This window comes from Mesorhizobium sp. M8A.F.Ca.ET.165.01.1.1 (assembly GCF_004792065.1).
Lineage (GTDB): Bacteria > Pseudomonadota > Alphaproteobacteria > Rhizobiales > Rhizobiaceae > Mesorhizobium.
In genome coordinates, this window is the sequence record NZ_SRTH01000003.1 from 476477 (window position 1) to 494446 (window position 17970).

Here is a 17970-nt window from a genome sequence, read left to right on the forward strand (position 1 = left end):
CGGGGCTGGATCAATCGGGTCGCGAGAGCCAGTTCAGTCCAGATTGGCGATCGCTTGCGCCTTGTGCGCCGCTTCGACCACCGCCAGTGCGGTCATGTTGACGACGCCGCGCGAGGTCACCGAGGGCGTCAATATGTGCGCCGGCTTGTCGGTGCCGAGAAGGATGGGGCCGACATGCAGGGCATCCATCATGGCGCGCAGTGCCGTTAGCGTGATGTTGGCCGAATCGAGGTTCGGGAACACCAGGAGATTGGCTTCGCCCTTCAGGCGTGAATGCGGATAGACGCGCTGGCGCAGATGCTCCGACAAAGCGGAATCGGCGTGCATTTCGCCATCGCACTGCAGTTCCGGTGCGATGCGCGCCAGAATGGCCGCGGCCTGACGCATCTTCAGGGCGCTCGGCGAATCGCGCGAGCCGAAATCCGAATGCGACAGCAGCGCCGCCTTCGGCTCGATGCCGAAGCGCTGGATTTCCTCGGCCGCCAGCACGGTCATCTCGGCGATTTCGTCGGCCGTGGGGTCGACGGAGACGTGAGTGTCGGTGAGGAAGACGATGCCGCGCTGCGAGATCAGCATGGAAAGGGTCGACAGGTCCCGGTCCTTGATGCCGGTGCGCGGCCCAATGATCAGCGTCACATTGCGCAGATGCCGCTCGAAACGGCCTTCGAGGCCGCAGATCATGGCGTCGGCGTCGCCGCGCTTGAGCGCCAGCGCCGCGATCACCGTGTTGTCGGTGCGCACCATGGTGCGCGCGGCCTCCGTCGTCACGCCGCGGCGGCCGGCGAGTTCGATCAGGAGGTCGACATAGTGGCGGTAGCGCGGATCGTCCTCCGGGTTGATCAGGCCGAAATCGACACCGGGCTTGATGCGCAGGCCGTAACGCTTCAGCCTGACCTCGATGACATGTGGGCGGCCGATCAGAATCGGTTCGGCGATGCCTTCCTCGAGCACAACCTGGGCGGCACGCAGGACACGCTCGTCCTCGCCGTCGGCGTAGATGACGCGCTTGGCGCTGGAAGCCTTGGCGGAGGAGAATACCGGCTTCATCACCAGGCCGGAGCGGAAGACGAAGCGGTTCAGCTTGTCGATATAGGCGGCGAAGTCGGCGATTGGCCGCGTCGCCACGCCAGTGTCGCAGGCTGCCTTGGCCACCGCCGGCGCAATGCGCAGGATGAGACGCGGATCGAAGGGCGAGGGGATCAGGAACTCCGGGCCGAAGACCGGCGTCTCGCCGGAATAGGCGCGCGCGGCGACATCGGACGGTTCTTCGCGGGCAAGGGCGGCGATCGCCCGCACCGCCGCCATCTTCATCTCCTCATTGATGGCGCTGGCGCCGCAGTCGAGCGCGCCCCTGAAGATGTAGGGGAAGCAAAGCACGTTGTTGACCTGATTGGGAAAATCGGATCGGCCCGTGCAGATCATGGCGTCGGGACGCGCCGCCCGCGCCACTTCCGGCATGATCTCCGGATTGGGATTGGCCAGCGCCAGGATCAACGGCTTCGACGCCATGTGCTGGAGCAGTTCCGGCTTCAGCACGCCGGCGGCGGAGAGGCCGAGGAAAACATCTGCGCCCGGTATGACGTCGGCCAGCGTGCGCGCCTCGGTGTCCTTTACATAGGGGTCTTTCCAGCGGTCCATCTCGTCGACACGGCCCTTATAGGCGACGCCGAACCGGTCGGTGACCCAGATGTTCTCGACGCGCACGCCGAGCGAAACCAGCAGATTGAGGCAGGCGAGGGCGGCGGCGCCGGCGCCTGAGGTAACGACCTTGATCTCCGAAATGGTCTTGCCGGCGAATTCCAGCCCGTTGAGCACGGCGGCGGCGACGATGATGGCGGTGCCGTGCTGGTCGTCATGGAACACCGGTATGCTCATGCGAGCCTTCAGGCGTTCCTCGACCTCAAAACACTCCGGCGCCTTGATGTCCTCGAGGTTGATGCCGCCGAAGGTCGGTTCCAGAGCCGCGACGGTCTCGACCATGCGCTCGATTTCCGGCGCGTCGATCTCGATGTCAAAGACATCGATGCCGGCGAACTTCTTGAACAGGACCGCTTTGCCCTCCATCACCGGCTTGGAGGCCAGCGGCCCGATATTGCCGAGGCCGAGCACGGCCGACCCGTTCGACACGACGCCGACCAGGTTGGCGCGCGCCGTGTAGTCGGCGGCAGTCGCGGGATTGTCGCGGATCTCGAGGCAAGGGGCGGCGACGCCAGGCGAATAGGCGAGCGCCAGGTCGCGCTGGTTGCCGAGCGGCTTGGTCGCCTGGATCTCGAGCTTTCCCGGCGTAGGATGCTTGTGGAAGTAGAGGGCGGCTTCGTCGAGGTCCGAACGTGCCGTTTTCTTGTTCTCGCCTTCCATGCGGCCGCTCCTCGAAACCTGCTTCGGGAGTCCTTTTAGCATGAGGCCAAGGTTTTTCACGACGCTAATTGACGCGCCGGCAGCTTTAAATGCCGGCGCGTCAAAATCCATTATTTATCAGTTTGTTACCGATGTTTCATGCGAAATCAGGTTGCGCTGCTTCGCAGGCTCGCCGGTCAAAACGCGCTAACGTAGAGGCCTCCGTCGACGGGTATATTCTGTCCGGTCAGATAGCCGGCATGGACAGAGCACAGGAAGGCGCAGATCTGGCCGAATTCCTCCGGCGTGCCGAGCCGCTTGGCCGGTACGTCGGCGCTGATGCGGGTCTTGCGCGCCGCGGCCGCCTTGGGATCCTCCGGCGTGCCGGCCTCATGCGGGCCGCGCAGCCGGTCGGTGTCGAGCTTGCCCGGCAGCAGGCTGTTGATGGTCACGTTGCGCTCGATCACCGTGCGCGCCACGCCGGCAAGGAACGACGTCAGGCCGGCGCGCGCACCCGATGAGAGGTCAAGGCCGGGGATCGGGACGTAGACCGACAGCGAGGTGATGTTGACGATGCGCCCGAAGCCGCGCGCCGCCATGCCGTCGATGACCGCCTGCACCAGTTCGATCGGTGTCACCATGTTCTGGGTAACGCCTTCGAGGATTTTTCCACGATCGAGCTCGCGGAAATCGCGGAGCGGCGGCCCGCCATTGTTGTTGACGAGGATGTCGGGTTCCGGACAGGCGGCGAGCAACGCCTTTTGTACCTCCGGCTTCGAAACGTCGCCGACGACTTCCGTCACCGTCACGCCATGGCGTTGGCGCAGCTCCGCGGCGGTTTTGGCGACCAGCTCCGCATTGCGCCCATTGACGACGATGTCGCAGCCTGCCTCGGCCAGCGCCATGGCGCAGCCACGCCCGAGCCCCTTGCTCGAAGCGCAGACGATGGCCTTCTTTCCGCGGATACCAAGATCCATGACGATTTCTCCTTTGATTTGCCCGGCAGGCTAGCGCCAGCGCTGGACCAATCGCAACCGTCATACGGTTGTTGCATGAATCGGGGCATAGGCTGCTCGAAAGCAAGGGTGAATCCGATGTCAGGCCAAGAGCCCCGCACTTTCCGCAGCATGTTCATTTCCGATGTCCATTTGGGCTCGAAAGCGGCGAAGGCCGATTTCCTGATCGATTTCCTGCGCTACCACGATGCCGACATCATCTATCTGGTCGGCGATATCGTCGACGGCTGGCGCCTGAGGCGCAGCTGGCACTGGCCGCAAAGCCACAATGACGTCGTGCAGAAACTGCTGCGCAAGGCGCGCAAGGGCGCCTCGATCACCTATATCGCCGGCAATCACGACGAATTCGCCCGTCAGTTCCAGGGCGTGCATTTCGGCGGCATCGTCGTGGCCGACCGCGCCATCCACGAAACCGCCGATGGTCGGCGACTGCTGGTCATCCATGGCGACCAATTCGATACCGTCGTCCACAACCAGCGTTGGCTCGCTTATCTCGGCGACCATGCCTATGACGCCGCCATGCAGGTCAACCGGGTGATCACGCGGCTGCGCCAACTGCTCGGCCTGCCTTATTGGTCGTTTTCGTCCTGGGCCAAGGTCAAGGTCAAGAAGGCCGTGAACTTCATCGGCTCGTTCCAGACGGTGCTCAGCGAGGAAGCGCGACGCTCGCATGTCGACGGTGTCATCTGCGGGCACATCCACCATGCCGCCATCGAAAGCTATGGCGACGTGCAATATATCAACACCGGTGACTGGGTGGAGAGCTGCACCGCCGTGGTCGAGCATTTCGACGGCCGCATGGAGATCCTGACCTGGGCGCATGTGCTGCCCAAGGCGCCTGACGAGCCCTTCATCCCGATGCTGATCGAGGACAGGGTGGTGCATGCGGCCTGAGGTGGAAGCCGGCCCTGTAATTTCTGGTGTTAATCGACTGGTCCAGCCGGTTTCGTCCGGTTTTTCCTCATGTTAAGGATCGGTTTGCGCTGCTCGCCGGTCGTTGAGCGCAGCGTCATTGGATCGATTCATGCCGCTGCCGCCGCTTTCGCCCGAACAACTCGTGAAGCCGAGCCGTTTTGAGCTGCGCATGAGCTTGATCTTCGGCACGTTGTTCATATCGCTTGGCACCCATTTGCCCTATTTCCCGCTTTGGCTGCAGGCCAATGGGTTTCACGCCGAACAGATCGCCGTCATCCTTGCGGCGCCCATGTTCCTGCGCGTGGTGACGACACCGCTGCTGACGACGCTTGCCGATCGAGCCAGGGACCGCGCCGATGTCTATGTCGTGCTCGTCGCGGCCTCGCTGCTGTTGTCCGCGGGGTATTTCCTGACGCCGACCTACGCGACGGTGCTGGCGGTGTCGTTGCTGCTGACCATTGTCTGGACGCCGCATTCGCCGATCGCCGATTCACTGGCGCTTTCGGGCGTGCGCCGCTTCGGGTCCAACTATGCGGGCATGCGCAAATGGGGATCGATCTGCTATCTCCTGGCCAATGTCGCGGGCGGCTTCATTCTGGCGGCTACTGGTCCCCGGGCCGTTCCGGTGATCATATTCCTTGCCCTTGGCGCGGCACTCGCCGCAGGCCTGATGGCGCCGCGCCTGGGGAAGCCGCGCAAGGCCTCGCCGCTGTCGGCGACGGAAATCCAGCAGGCGGCGCCGGGCCTGTTCAATGCCTATTTCCTCTATTTCACGCTTGGTGTCGGCATCATCACAGCCAGCCACGCCTTCCTTTATGGCTTCGTCTCGATCTATTGGAAATCGATCGGCATCAGCGATTCCGTCGTCGGCCTGCTATGGGCATGGGGGGTGGTGTCCGAGGTCTGCATGTTCCTGTTTTTCAATCGAATATTCGCCTCCGTACCCGTCGTCCGGGTTATGCTCATTGCCGGCATCGGCTCGATCGTGCGTTGGATCGCCTTTCCGCTGGTGTGGCCGCTCGGCCTTGGCGTCGGCGGCTTTTTCGCAGTGCAGTCGCTGCATTCGGTGTCTGTCGCAATGGTGCTGATCGGCCTGCAGAAGATGATCGCCGAAACCGTCTCAGAAGAACGCACGGGCGCCGCGCAAGGCATCGCCTATTTCTTCAATGGCTTCTTCATGGCCGCCGTCACGCTTGCCTCCGGTCCGCTCTATGACCGCCTCGGCGTCGATGGCTTCCTGGCGATGATCCCGATCGCGATCATTGGCCTCGTGCTGATCGGACTTGCGGCGCGCTCAGCCCCACAGCGCCCGGTCCGGGGGTGAGACGAGCGATCCCTGGTAGACAAGACCCGGCACACGATCCCGGGCAAGCAGCAGCGGGCCGTCGAGATCGACGAAATCGGCTCCTTGCGCGAGCAGAACGGCCGGCGCCATTGCCAGCGAGGTGCCGACCATGCAGCCGACCATGACGCCGAAACCCAGTTCGCGAGCGCGGTCGCGCAAGGTTAGCGCCGCCGTCAGCCCGCCGGACTTGTCGAGCTTGATGTTGACGGCATCGTAGAGTCCGACAAGGGATTCGAGGTTTCCTGCTTCATGAACGCTCTCGTCTGCGCAGATCGGGACCGGGTGCGCTATGTGGCGCAGGATGCCGTCCCCGCCCGCTGGCAGCGGCTGCTCGATCAGGGCGATGCCCTGCTCGGCGGCAAAGGCGAGGTTCGCGACGATGTTGTCGTCGGTCCAGCCTTCATTGGCATCGAGGATCAACCGGCTCTCGGGCGCGGCCTGTCTCACCGCCCGGATGCGGGCGATGTCGTTGTCGCCGCCGATCTTGACCTTGAGCAGCGGCCGGCCGGCGTTGGCGCGGGCCTGCGCCGCCATCGCCTCGGGTTCTCCGAGCGACAGCGTGTAAGCGGTTTCGAGCCGATGCAACGGGTCCGGCCAGATTGCGTTCGCCACCGGATTGCCGCTGATCTTGGCTTCAAGATCCCAAAGGGCACAGTCTACAGCGTTGCGCGCCGCCCCGGCAGGCATTGCGTCGAGCAGGGCGATGCGGTCCATCCCGCCGGCGATCCGGTCACTCATCGCCTGGATCGCGTCATGGACACCAGCCATGGTCTCGCCATAGCGCCTGTAGGGAACGCATTCGCCACGCCCGCTATGGCCACCCTGGCTGATCGTGCAGGTGATGACCTCGGCCTCGGTCTTGGAGCCGCGCGAAATGGTGAAGGTCCCGGCGATCGGAAAACGCTCGGCCTCGACCGAAATGACACGCGCCATATTTTTCTGCTCCGGCTATGCGAGAAGGGTTGTCGGCAAATCGACAAGGTCGGACCCATCAGGCTAAACAGGACGCCATGTTGACCATCGGTAAACGCGACGCAAGCGGCACGACCGCCTCGGGGGCTGATCACGACCCGCGCGTGGCGGTCGGCGAGGAGGGTGGCGTCCTCGGCTGCGCGTTTTCCGGAGTCTGGACGACACGGACCGTGGCGCTGATCGACGCCGAGATGCGCAAGATCGAGAAGCGAAGCGGTTTCAAGACGTTGGCGCTCGATCTTTCGAAAATCGAGAAGATCGATACCGCCGGCGCCTGGCTGATTGACCGGCTGGTCAGCGTCTTCGAGAAGAAGAATGTCGAGGTCCGGCTGCAAGGCCAAAGTGACGTCGCTTCCATATTGCTCGAAGCAGTCGGCGAAGCCGTCCGGCGCGAGCCCGAATCCGGACCGGCGCGGCCGCCCAACATTGTCATTCGGGCGCTGGAGGCGGTTGGCCGGCGCGTCTACGAGATGCGCGACGATTTCCTCGCCTCGATGAACATATTGGGCGCCACCATCCGCGGCGCGCAGATGAAGCTCGGCCGCGGCCATGCGGTCAACCCGGCAGCGATCTTCAACCAGATCGATCGCATGGGCGTCGGCGCTATCCCCGTGGTGGTGCTGATGTCGGCGATCGTCGGGGCCATCGTCGCCCAGCAGGGCGCCTATCAGCTCAGTTATTTCGGCGCCGACATCTTCGTCGTCGATCTCGTCGGCGTGCTGATCCTGCGTGAACTCGGCGTGCTGATGACGGCAATCATGATCGCCGGCCGCTCCGGCAGCGCGATCACCGCCGAAATCGGCTCCATGAAGATGCGCGAGGAGGTCGATGCGCTGAAGGTCATCGGCCTCAATCCGATCGGCGTCCTGGTCTTTCCGCGGCTGGTTGCCCTGGTGATCGCCTTGCCCTGCCTGACGATCATCGCGAATTTTGCCGCACTTGGCGGCGGCATTGTCGCCGCCTGGCTTTACTCCGATATCCCGCCCGCTGCCTTCATCGACCGGTTGCGTGTCGCAATCGATCTCAGCACGATTTTCGCCGGCCTGATCAAGGCGCCGTTCATGGCCATGATCATCGGCACGATCGCCTCCGTCGAGGGCATGAAGGTTGGCGGCAGCGCCGAATCGCTCGGCCAGCACGTGACCGCTTCGGTGGTGAAGTCGATCTTCGTCGTCATCATCCTCGACGGGCTTTTCGCCATGTTCTACGCAGCGATCGAGTTCTGACAAGATGGCGAAGGGCAATGGGGTCGAGGTGAAGGACGAGGTCGACAGCGAAATCGTCCTTTCGGTGCACGACGTCACCGTTGCCATTGACGACAAACTGATTCTCGACAAGCTGTCGCTCGACATCACGCGCGGCGAAATACTGGGGTTCGTCGGGGCCTCGGGCGCCGGCAAGTCCGTGCTGTTGCGCACCATTCTGGGCTTGATGCCCAAGCAGTCGGGAACAATCAAACTGTTCGGCGTCGACGTCGACAAGGCAAGCGACATCGAGCGGCTGCGCATCGACATGCGTCTTGGCGTGTTGTTCCAGCATGGTGCGCTGTTTTCGGCGCTGACCGTGATGGAGAACGTGCAGGTGCCGATGCGCGAATATCTCGACCTGCCAAGGAAGCTGATGGACGAGCTGGCGCTGCTCAAGATCGAGCTGGTCGGGCTGCCGCCGGATGCGGCGCAGAAGTTTCCCTCCGAACTCTCCGGCGGCATGATCAAGCGCGCCGCGCTTGCCAGGGCGCTGGCGCTCGACCCCGACATCGTCTTTCTCGACGAGCCGACGTCGGGCCTCGACCCGATCAGCGCGGCCGAGTTCGACGAACTCGTCGTCAAGCTGCGCGACACCATGGATCTGACCGTCTACATGGTGACCCACGACCTCGATACGCTGTTTACAGCCTGCGACCACGTGGCGGTGCTGGGCAAGAAAAAGGTCCTGGTCGAAGGCACTATCGACGACATGCTGAAGAGCGAGGAACCGTGGGTGAAATCCTATTTCCGCGGAAAACGCGCACGGCAACTTGATCTTGCCGCTCGTGCATAGCCATAAGTGAAGCAATGGAAACCAGAGCCAACTACGTCATTGTCGGCATTTTCACGCTGGTTGCGATCCTGGCGGCTTTCGGCTTCGTCTATTGGACGGCCGCGATCGGCGACAGGGGCGAGACGACGCTGCTGCGGGTGCGCATTCCGGGCTCGGCCTCTGGTCTCGGCCGCGGCAGCTTCGTGCTGTTCAACGGCGTCAAGGTTGGCGACGTCAAGCGTGTCTATATCGACGTCGACAATCCCACTGTCGCCATCGCCGACACCGAGATCGACCGGATGACGCCGATCACCAAGTCGACGCAGGCCGATATCGGCCTTGCCGGCCTTACCGGGCAGGCCAATATCGAGCTCAAGGGCGCCGACCCCAAGGAAGTGAAGCTGCTCGACCAGGCTGAGAAGGAGGGCAAGGTTGCCGAGATTATCGCCAATCCTTCGGCCGTGACCAATCTGCTGCAGACGGCGCAGAACATCTTTACCCGCGCCGACAAGGTGCTGACGGAGCTGGAGGGCTTCACCAAGGATGTCCGCGGGCCGCTGACGCAGACCGTGCAGAACGTACGGACGTTTTCCGATGCACTGGCCAGGAATTCCGACGGCATCGACAAGTTCTTGTCCGCCGTCAGCGCGCTGTCCGATGAGCTGAAAGGCGTTTCAGGCAAGCTCGACGGCACGTTGAAGGCAGCGGAGGGCCTGCTCAATGCCGTCGACAAAGACAAGATCAAGAGCATCGTTGCCAATGTCGACACGGTGACGGGGAACCTCAAGGAAACCTCGCGGCAGCTGGATGGCGTGATCAAGAACGTCGATACGGCTGTCGGATCGGTCAACGACTTCGCCAAGCAGACGCAAGGCACGCTGGCCAAGGTCGATGGCGTACTCGACGGCATCGACCCGGCGCAGGTGCGCCAAGCGCTCGCCAACATCCAGAAGGCCAGCGACAACGCCAACAAGGCGGCTGCCGATATCGCTGAGGTGACCGGCAAGATCGCCAATCGGGCCGACGACATCGACCAGACAATCAAGGACGCCAGGCAATTGGCGCAACGGCTCAACGACGCCTCGGTGCGGGTCGACGGCATCCTCGCCAAGGTCGACAAGCTGCTCGGCTCGGGTCAGGCCGACGGCGTGATGGCCGACGCAAGGGATACGCTGAAATCCTTCAAGCAGGTCGCCGATACGCTGAACGCCCGCCTTGGGGTCATCACCGACAATCTGGCGCGCTTCTCGGGCCAAGGGCTGCAGAATGTCGAGGCGCTGGTGCAGGACAGCCGCCGCTCGATCAACCGCATCGAGGAGGCGGTGACGGATCTCAGCCGCAATCCGCAGCGCATCCTTTCTGGTGGCGACGGCGAGGTTCGTCAGTTCGACGGCAGGGCGCGGCGTTGACTTCGGCGCCGCCCCGCCGCAAGAACAGTGCTCGTGAATGCGGGTTTGATCTTACGATCCGGGGACAACGGGGATCACGCGTGAGGTTGAGTAGGCTTGGAACAAGCGGGTTGAAATCAGCTGCGGTGCTGCTTGTCCTGGCGGTTGCCGGTTGCGCGGCGCTCGGCGGCAAGCCGACACCGCTCGACACGTTCGAACTGTCTGCGCCGTCGGTCGACGCGCATGGCCATAGCCGCAAGCAAATCCTGATCGCCCAGCCTTCGGCGTTGAAGGCGCTGGACAGCCAGAACATCGTCATCAAACCCTCCGACCGCTCGATCCAGTATCTGAAGGGCGCGCAATGGGCCGACCGCCTGCCGCTGATCGTGCAGGCGCGGCTGGCCGAGACGTTCCAGCGCTCGGGCAGCTTTGCCGGCGTCGGCAAGCCGGGCGAGGGCCTGGCGATCGACTATCAGGTGATCGTCGAGGTCAGGTCCTTCGAGGTCCGCGTCAATGGCGGCGAACATGCCGAGGTCGACCTGTTCGTGCGCCTGCTCAACGACCGCAACGGCGAAGTGAAGGCTTCCAAGAACTTCACCGCATCCGCACCCGTATCAGGCAGCGGCAACCCGGCCTATGTCGGCGCGCTCGACGCGGCCTTCGGCGATGCGGCCAAGCAGATCGTCCGCTGGACCGATTCGGTGATCTGAGCGCCAGACGCGCAGGAGTTCCATCTTTCGGGCTACGGACGGTCGAAGACGTCCGGCCGCAGCTTTCCAGTCTTCATCAGGTGCTGCAGGGTGTAGGTGACGGACAGCGCATCGTCTAGCGCGTCATGCCCCTGCAATGGCGGGTGTTCGACGCCGTAATATTGCGCAAGCTTGTTGCTCGGTGTCCTTGCCAGGTCCTCGATCGGCATGCCGGCCGCGATCAGCAGTTTCACGGCGTTGTCGAACCGGGTGGCCGGGATGGGCGGCTTGATGCCCGCGACATAGCAACTGATGGCGATCATGTTCAGTTCGTCCTTGCCCCAGGACCAGAACCGAGCTCCATCGGAAAACCGATCGACGCCGGCAAGGGCTTCTTCCAGCCCGACGCCTTCGGCCTCGATGATTTCTTCGGTGATGCCGGTCAGCCCGGTGAAGAACGGATCGAGCGCGTATCTCTCGCCGAATCGGTCTATCGGCGGGATGTAGGCCTTGTGCGTGCCCAGCACGGGGAAGTCGCCTTCGAGGCCGAGCCTTGCAGCCCCGATCTGGGCGATGACCGGATCCGGGTCATGGGCCGCGCACCAGTATCTGCGTTGTGAGCCCTCAAGGCAGAGAAACTCGCAGTCGAAGATGATTGCCGTCTTCACAAGTCAGTATCCGGTTCCGGAAAAGCGAGACCAAACCCGGATGCGTCTTCCAGGTGGCGAGATCAGTCCCTTCAAGAAAAAAGGCGGGAGACAAATCCCCCGCCTTTTTCGTTTTGGCTTGGCGACCGCTTAGTGCAGGCGGCCGCTGGCATGGGCCAGCATGGTGTAGACCTTGCCGGTGTCCGACGTGAGATAGGTCTGCGCCATGATGTTGTCGCGGTCGTTGCGCGAGACATCCTTGAGCAGCTTCTCGAAATCGTCGCAATAGCGGTCGACGGCGGCGCGGAATTCGGCCTCCGCCTGGTACTTGCGGCGGATTTCGTCGAACGTCTGCTGGCCTTTCAGCGTGTAGAGCCTGCGCGTGAACACGTCACGCTCGCCACGACGGTAGCGGTTCCACAGCTCGATCGAGGCATCGTGATCGATGGCCCGCGCGATATCGACGGACAGCGAGTTCAGCGATTCCACGACATGCAGCGGGGAACGCTGGGCAGGGGCCGGGCGCGGTGCTTCCGCGGGCGCTTGGGGGGCCGCCGGCCTGAGGTCGGCATCGTTCGACGCGGCGGTCAGCAGATCACGCACCCAGCCGCCTTGCGGCGCGCGGGCACCGGCGTCAGCGGCACGCTGGCGTGGTGCTGCCTCCGCCGGACGCTCCAGATCGAGCGTGCCGCGCAGTCCCGCGCCGCCCAGCGGTGCCTGCGGCGGGCGCAGATCCGCCTGCTGCGGTGCCGGAGCGCGACGGGGCGGCTCGGTGGCGCGTGCCGCCGGTGCCTGCGGCGCCGGACGCAAGGGACGCGGTTCCGAGGAGTCGCCGCCACGACCGGATTTCGCAACGATATCCGAAAGTTCCTTCAAGGCGTTGATCTGCTCGGAAACGGCGCGGCGGATGGCCGAGGTCGATTCCTTGGCCTCTTCCGGCATCTCGATGACGCCTTTCTTGAGCTCGGCGCGGGTGAGGTCGAGCTCGCTCTTGATCGAGCCCGCCGTGCGCCGCATCTCCTCGGTGGCATCGGCGAAGCGCTTGGTTGCCGACTCGACGACCTCGGTGATGGCGTTGCGGATCTTGTCGGCCGATTCCAGCGTCTTGCCTTCGGCGTTCTGCAGCGTCTGGCCGACGAGGTTTTCGAAAGAACGCATGACCCTTTCGAGATCTTCCGACTTCTTGACCAGGCCAACGGCGAGATCCTCGAGCGACGACTGTCTTTCCAGCGTGTGTTCGAGGTTGCTCTGGGCCGAGCTCAGGAGGTCCGAGGCGCCGGCGAGCAGGCGGCTGTGTTCGTCGAACTTGGTGGCGATCGAGGCGACCTCACGCAAGGTCGACGACGACAGTTCCGTCAGCCTTGTCGTGTTCGAATCGACCAGACGCGCCGAGCTGGCAAAGGTCTGCGCCGCCTTTTCGGTGGTTGCCGCGAAGCTTTGCGTGCTGCCGGTCAGACGTTGGTCGACCTCGCCGAGGTTGACCGCGGCCTGCTCGATCAACTGACCGAGCTGCGAGCTGGACTTGGTCATCCGGCCGATGAGATCGGCGACGCTGTCGGACAGCGACGAACGGGCGCCTTCGACCGCCGACAAGGTTTCGGCGGTGCGGCTGGCCAGCGCGTTGACCAGCGTCGCATTCTCGCTGCGCAGCTTCTCGGCCGCGCGTTCGGTGACCTCTTCCATGCTCTTCTGCAGGTCCGAGCCGCCCTGGGCGAAGCGCTCGACCAAAGGCCGCGCGGTTTCGTCGAGGATCTTCGACATCTCGGCGGACCGCGCCGCGAGCATGGTGTTGAGCTCGCGGGTGTTGGCGCCGATCGTCTTGGCGGCATCGTTGGTGCTCTGGCCGATATGCTGGCCGACCGCGGTGAAGGTCTCCGCGATCACATTGGCACGCGTTACGAGTTGCGCCTCGGCGGTCGATATCTGCTCGTTGAGCTTCTGGCCCATCGTCTCGGCCGTGTAGGCGAGCCGGTTTTCGACGCCGGCGATCTGCTCTTCGACACGGGCGGCCGCGGCCGCCGCGCTCGATGCAAGACGCTCGTCGGCGCCGGCAAGCGCCTGCTCGATTTCGCGCGCATGCACGGCCAGTTCCTGACCGGTCTGGCGGGCACGATCGGCGACCCTCTGCTCGGTGCTGGCGAAGGCGCCGACAATGGTCTGCGCATGCTCGCCGATCGTCGAGGTGCTGTCGGCGATGCGCGAAACCAGGCGCTGGTCGGCGTCGTCGAAGATGCGGGCGATTTCGGACGCCCGGCTGGACAGCGCATCCGAACCCTCGGCGATGCGCGAGACCAAATGCTGGTCGGCGGCGTCGAAAATGCGGCCAAGGTCCGACGCGCGGGCGGCGAGCGCCTCGGCGGATTCGCCGATGCGCATGCCGAGCCGCTGGTCGGCGCTTTCGAAGTTGCGCAGGATGTCGCCGGCGCGGGCGGCCAGCGATTGCGCCGTTTCCACGGCCCGGGCGACGAGCTTCTGGTCGGCCGCGTCGAATGTGCCGGCAATCTCGCTTGCGCGGGCGGCCAGCTGATCCGCAGTCTCCTGGGCACGGGCGGCGAGCTTTTGGTCCGTCATGTCGAAGGTGCCGGCGATCTCGCCAGCGCGAGCGGCGAGCTGATCGGCGGTTTCATGGGCGCGGGCCAGCAGCGAGCTGGACGTGTCGTCGGCGCGGGCGAGCAAGGCGTTCGACGTATCTTCCGCGCGGGCGTGGAGGCGACGATCGGCCTCCTCGAAGGTGCGGGCAATGTCTTCGGCCCGTGCCAGCAGGGCGGCGGACGTCTGTTCGGCGCGCTCGGCGATCTTGCGATCGGCGTCGCTGAAGGCCGCACCGGCCTGCTCGTGCAGCGTGCTGGTGACTTCCAGGACCTTTTCGCGCAAGGCGCCGGCGACGAAGACCGCGCTCTTCTCGAGCACGCTGCGGACGTTGTCGACACCAGTCGACAGGGCGCGCTCCATGGTGCCGGCGCGTTCCTCGATGATGCCGGTCTGGCGGCTGAACGCCTGCTCGATCTTGTCGACATCGGCGGCGATGGCGGCGGAAATGTCCGTGCTCCGGGCCGCAATCTGGTCGATATGGCCGGACAGCGAGCGATCGACGTCCTTGCGGGTCTCGGCGAGCTTGCCGAGATCATCTTCCAGCGCCCGGCTGAGCATATTGCGGCCTTCGGACAACTTGCCGACATGCCCGGCGATGATGTCGTCGATATCGCCGCGGCTTTCGGTCAGCCTCTGCAGGTCGGCTTCGAGAGCGCGCTTGAGAATGTCGCGGCCCTCGGCGAGCTTCTCGACCTGGCCGGCCACCAAGCCGTCGATGCTGGAGCGGCTCTCGGCCAGCTTGGCGAGATCGGCCTCCAGCGCACGCTTGAGGACATCACGGCCTTCGGCGAGCTTCTCGACCTGACCGGCGACCAGCCCGTCGATGCTGGAGCGGCTCTCGGCTAGCTTGGCAAGATCGTCTTCGAGCGCCTTCGACAAGGTCGAACGCTCCTGGACAAGCCGTTCCGCGTGATTGTTGACGTGGCCGCTAACGGTCAGCAGGTCCGCCTCGAGCGCTCTCGACAAGGTCGAACGATCCTGGGCGAGCCGCTCGGTGTGGCTGTTGACGTGGCTGCCGACAGTTTCGAGGTCGGCCTCAAGCGCCTTCGACAGTGTCGAACGCTCCTGGGCAAGTCGGTCCGAGTGGCTGTTGACAAGGCTGTTGACGGTTTCGAGATCGGCCTCCAGCGCGCGGGCGAACTGGGCGCGGTCGTCGACCAGTTTCTGGGACTGGTCGGTAACGGTGTTCCTGACCGTGTTGAGGTCGGCCTCCAATGCGCGGCGCAGGATGTCGCGACCTTCGGCGAGCTTCTCGACCTGGCCGGCGACCAGCCCGTCGATGCTGGAGCGGCTTTCGGCCAGTTTCGCGAGATCGTCCTCCAGCGCTTTCGACAAGGTCGAGCGATCCTGAACCAGCCTGTTCATGTGGTCGGCGATGACGCTGTTCACGTTCTGCAGATCGGCTTCCAGAACGCGCGAGAGCTGCCCGCGATCCTCGGCAAGTTTGTCCGACTGGCTCGATATGACGTTCTTGATGGTGTTGAGGTCGGATTCCAGCGCACGCTTGAGAATGTCGCGGCCTTCAGCGAGCTTCTCGACCTGGCCGGCGACCAGCCCGTCGATGCTGGCGCGGCTTTCGGCCAGCTTGGCGAGGTCGGCTTCAAGCGTCTGCGACAGCAGCCCGCGGTCTTCCGCCAGGCGTCCCGAATGGCTGTCGATCAGGCCGCGTATGCCCGACAAGTCGCTTTCGAGCGAACGGCCGAGCTGCGTGCGGTCTTCGGCCAGTTTCGCCGAATGCGCCTCGATCAGGTTCTTGATACCGGCAATGTCGTTTTCCAGCGCCTTGGCGAGCACCGCGCGGCCCTCGGCGATTTTCTCGACCTGGCCGGCGACAAGGCCGTCTATGTCGGCGCGGCTGTCGGACAATTTGCCGAGATCAGCTTCCAAAGCGCGCGACAGGATGTTGCGGCCTTCAGCCAGTTTTCCGACATGTCCGGCGACCATTTCATCAATGATCGTACGAGCTTGCACCAATTTACCAGAGTCTTCGTTGAGGGCCAGAGAGAGCCGGTTGCGGCCTTCTTCCAGCCTTTCGAGGTGGCTGCCGAGCGACGCATCGATGGCGGCGCGCGATTCGTTGACCTTGCGCAGGTCTTCTTCGAGCGCACGCGCTATCAGGCTGCGGCCTTCGGCCAGCTTCTGCACCTGGTTGGTCACCGCGGCATCGATGCCGGCGCGGCCCTCGGCGAATTTCGCCAGGTCCGCCTGCATGGCTTCCGCCATGCGCTCGCGGCTCTCGGAAAGCTTGCGGCTGTGGTTTTCGACGGCTTCCTCGATACCGACGCGGGCGTCGGCAAGTCTCTGGATGTCGGCGTCGAAGGAGCGCGACACGACGTGGCGGGCTGCCTCCATGCGGCCGGCGAAATCGCTGGCGCGCGCTTCGAGCATGGACGAGGTCGAGGTGACGATGTCGGCCATGTCGGCGCCGATCTGGGTCTTGCCCTGATCGATCATGGCCGACAGCGTGTCCTTGCTCTCGGCGAAGGTGTGAGCGATTTCACGGGCACGCTCGACCAGCGTTTCGTTGATCTGGCGGGCGCGGGCTTCCAGCGCTGCATTGAGCTTCTGCGTGCCGGTATCCAGCGCTTCGGCGCGGGTCTGGAATTCGCTGATCAGCGCCTGGCCGCGTTCGGCCAAGGTGCGCTCGATGCCGTTGAGGCTGGCTTCGAACTCGGAATTGAGGGTGCGCGCGGCGCCGCCGAGCAGCGACACCATGCCGGTGGTGCGGTCGTCGAGCAGGTCGGTCAACGAGCGGGTCAAGCCGTCCGTGGTGTCCGTCAGCTTGGCGATGCGGGTATCGAGCAGGCTGGCGAACGCCTCGCCGGAGGTCGAAAGCCGGTCGGTGATGTTGTCGAGCCGGCCTTCGACCGAGTCGAAGATCGACATCGAGCTTTCATTGATGCGGTCGATCAGCGTGTCGCCGGAATTGGTGATCGTCATCGACAGCTTGGTCGACGCATTGAGGATGCTGTCGCGGATGATGTCGCTTGCCGCGCCGATTTCATCGCGCAAGGTCTCGTGCGCGCCGGAGATCGAGGCGCGGACACGTTCGGCATGGGAAACCACGGCTTCGCGTTCACTGCCCAGCCCATCGACCAGCGACCGAATCCGGGTTTCGTTTTCCGAATAGGAGCGTTCGATCTGGTTGACCTCGCTGTGGACCAGCGTTTCCAGCTCCACGGCACGGGCAAGCGTGCGTTCGATGCCCTCGCCCATGGCGGCCACCTCGCGGCGGACGGCCTGGCCGATCATCATGACGCGATCCTGGGCCATGTTTTCCGGCTCGGTCAGGCGGAAGGCCACTTCCGTCATCGATTGCGCGGCGATGCGCATGTCCTGGGCGCGGCGGATCATCGCCGCGAAGGCCCAGAACAGGATGACGGGCACGATTGCCGCGACCGCGAGGCCGATCAGTTCGGGGCGGGCGAAAAACTGGTCCAGCGTGCGTATCCGCCAGATTCCCGGTCCAAAAAGCAGGTTGGCCAGTCCGCCGGCACCCGCTATCCAGGCGAGCGAGACAAAGGCGATGACCCAGTAGATGGTGTTGGAGGCGCGCCTGTTCAGGCTGTGCAGAAGGGTCTTGTAATCTTTCTGGCGATCGTCGTTGGCTGGCGCGAAACCAGCGGGCTGGCCACCATTGCGCGTCTCCACCGGGCGAAGTTCGGCCGGCTTGGCCTTTGGCGCGGGCTTTGCGGCCTGAGCCTGATTGACGACGGGCTCCGACGGCTGCTGATTGCGTCCCTCGCGTGCCAGCTCGTCGGCGGCCTGCGATATCTGCGCTTCCAGATCTTCCATCGAAGCCGCGATATCGAGGTCGCCGCTGTCGGCATCGCTGCTCAGGTCGAGATCGAGCGCTTTTTCGAGTTCCCTGGCTACGTCGCTGTCGAGAGTTCTGGTCGTCGTTGGTTTCTTCGCCATGCCTTCGCTACCCTGTACTAGCTGCCGCGGGGGCTTATAATTCTGGTTATCTTACCCCCGCGCAGGAGGCTGAAAATGGACCCTCGTATCGTAATGACACAGGGGGGTAAAGAAAACATGCATTCCGCGGGA

General features: G+C 64.1%; 11 protein-coding genes. 6 read left to right on the forward strand and 5 right to left on the reverse strand.

The window, feature by feature from the left end; translation table 11 throughout:
* Window positions 1-33: 33 nt before the first annotated feature.
* Both EN808_RS11595 and EN808_RS11600 read right to left on the reverse strand, forming a co-directional pair.
* Window positions 34-2358, reverse strand: a complete 2325-nt coding sequence (locus tag EN808_RS11595; protein WP_135915827.1) for an NADP-dependent malic enzyme — start codon at window positions 2356-2358, stop codon at window positions 34-36.
* A 176-nt stretch (window positions 2359-2534) separates the two neighbouring features.
* On the reverse strand, window positions 2535-3314 hold the full coding sequence (locus EN808_RS11600) for an SDR family oxidoreductase (RefSeq protein WP_027146364.1): 780 nt from the start codon (window positions 3312-3314) through the stop codon (window positions 2535-2537).
* A 117-nt stretch (window positions 3315-3431) separates the two neighbouring features.
* Here EN808_RS11600 and EN808_RS11605 point away from each other — a divergent pair, with 117 nt between their 5' ends.
* Window positions 3432-4247, forward strand: coding sequence for a UDP-2,3-diacylglucosamine diphosphatase (locus EN808_RS11605; protein WP_135915828.1), 816 nt, complete (start codon window positions 3432-3434; stop codon window positions 4245-4247).
* 130 nt (window positions 4248-4377) lie between these two features.
* Window positions 4378-5592, forward strand: a complete 1215-nt coding sequence (locus EN808_RS11610) for an MFS transporter (protein ID WP_127872570.1) — start codon at window positions 4378-4380, stop codon at window positions 5590-5592.
* Here EN808_RS11610 and dgcA read toward each other — a convergent pair.
* Complete coding sequence (dgcA, locus tag EN808_RS11615) at window positions 5563-6546, reverse strand: N-acetyl-D-Glu racemase DgcA (protein WP_135915829.1); 984 nt, start codon at window positions 6544-6546, stop codon at window positions 5563-5565. The genes EN808_RS11610 and dgcA overlap by 30 nt on opposite strands.
* Window positions 6547-6623: 77 nt before the next feature.
* Between dgcA and EN808_RS11620 the strand changes: the two genes are divergently transcribed.
* From EN808_RS11620 to EN808_RS11635, 4 genes are all read left to right on the forward strand, one after another.
* Window positions 6624-7811 carry an ABC transporter permease gene (locus tag EN808_RS11620; RefSeq protein WP_127872568.1) on the forward strand — a complete coding sequence of 396 codons (1188 nt, stop codon included), beginning with the start codon at window positions 6624-6626 and terminating at the stop codon, window positions 7809-7811.
* A gap of 4 nt (window positions 7812-7815) precedes the next feature.
* Entirely contained in the window at window positions 7816-8625 is an 810-nt protein-coding gene (locus EN808_RS11625; protein WP_127872567.1) for an ABC transporter ATP-binding protein, read from the forward strand.
* Window positions 8626-8639: 14 nt separating this feature from the next.
* Window positions 8640-10013: an MlaD family protein gene (locus EN808_RS11630; protein WP_135915830.1), complete on the forward strand. Its 1374-nt coding sequence runs from the start codon at window positions 8640-8642 to the stop codon at window positions 10011-10013.
* A gap of 110 nt (window positions 10014-10123) precedes the next feature.
* A complete protein-coding gene (locus tag EN808_RS11635) occupies window positions 10124-10702 on the forward strand; it encodes an ABC-type transport auxiliary lipoprotein family protein (protein WP_245520684.1) in 579 nt (192 codons plus the stop codon).
* A 32-nt stretch (window positions 10703-10734) separates the two neighbouring features.
* Here the strand turns inward: EN808_RS11635 and EN808_RS11640 are convergent, their stop codons facing one another.
* Together EN808_RS11640 and EN808_RS11645 are read right to left on the reverse strand one after the other, a co-directional pair.
* Window positions 10735-11349 (reverse strand): 3'-5' exonuclease, encoded by a 615-nt coding sequence (locus EN808_RS11640; RefSeq protein ID WP_135915832.1) that lies wholly within the window; start codon window positions 11347-11349, stop codon window positions 10735-10737.
* Between the two features lie 129 nt (window positions 11350-11478).
* Window positions 11479-17838, reverse strand: coding sequence for a kinesin (locus EN808_RS11645; RefSeq protein ID WP_135915833.1), 6360 nt, complete (start codon window positions 17836-17838; stop codon window positions 11479-11481).
* Window positions 17839-17970 lie beyond the last annotated feature (132 nt).

Bases quoted from the DNA above. Each gene is read 5' to 3' on its own strand.
- EN808_RS11595 (WP_135915827.1), bottom strand. From the start codon at position 2,358: ATGGAAGGCGAGAACAAGAAAACGGCACGTTCGGACCTCGACGAAGCC.
- EN808_RS11600 (WP_027146364.1), bottom strand. From the start codon at position 3,314: ATGGATCTTGGTATCCGCGGAAAGAAGGCCATCGTCTGCGCTTCGAGC.
- EN808_RS11605 (WP_135915828.1), top strand. From the start codon at position 3,432: ATGTCAGGCCAAGAGCCCCGCACTTTCCGCAGCATGTTCATTTCCGAT.
- EN808_RS11610 (WP_127872570.1), top strand. From the start codon at position 4,378: ATGCCGCTGCCGCCGCTTTCGCCCGAACAACTCGTGAAGCCGAGCCGT.
- dgcA (WP_135915829.1), bottom strand. From the start codon at position 6,546: ATGGCGCGTGTCATTTCGGTCGAGGCCGAGCGTTTTCCGATCGCCGGG.
- EN808_RS11620 (WP_127872568.1), top strand. From the start codon at position 6,624: ATGTTGACCATCGGTAAACGCGACGCAAGCGGCACGACCGCCTCGGGG.
- EN808_RS11625 (WP_127872567.1), top strand. From the start codon at position 7,816: ATGGCGAAGGGCAATGGGGTCGAGGTGAAGGACGAGGTCGACAGCGAA.
- EN808_RS11630 (WP_135915830.1), top strand. From the start codon at position 8,640: ATGGAAACCAGAGCCAACTACGTCATTGTCGGCATTTTCACGCTGGTT.
- EN808_RS11645 (WP_135915833.1), bottom strand. From the start codon at position 17,838: ATGGCGAAGAAACCAACGACGACCAGAACTCTCGACAGCGACGTAGCC.